The following is a 383-nucleotide window of genomic DNA, read 5'->3' on the forward strand; positions in this document are numbered from 1 at the left end:
ACACGATTCGCAAGTGGGTCAGAGCACCTGAGGCCAAGCCGCCGGTCTACCAACGCCGCGCGATCTTCAACAAACTCAGCCCTTTTCACACCACGCTGGAGCAGGCGCTAAAGGCCGATTCGCTGCGGCCCAAGCAACAGCGGCGCAGTGCCAAGGCGCTGTTGGCGCAAATCAAAGCCGAAGGTTATGACGGTGGCTACAGCCAGCTCACCGCGTTTATCCGTGCCTGGCGAGGGGGACAGGGCAAGGCGTCGCAGGCCTTTGTGCCGCTGACCTTTGCTCTTGGCGAGGCGTTTCAGTTTGACTGGAGCGAGGAAGGCTTGCTGGTCGGCGGCATTTACCGGCGTATGCAGGTGGCACATCTGAAGCTGTGTGCCAGCCGT

At 61.4% G+C, this 383-nt stretch carries 1 protein-coding gene; it reads left to right on the forward strand.

The features are described from left to right. The coding region (locus D0S45_20960; GenBank protein ID TIH02902.1) for an IS21 family transposase at positions 1 to 383 on the forward strand (383 nt) is incomplete at both ends.

Source organism: Marinifilum sp. JC120 (assembly GCA_004923195.1).
GTDB lineage: Bacteria > Desulfobacterota > Desulfovibrionia > Desulfovibrionales > Desulfovibrionaceae > Maridesulfovibrio.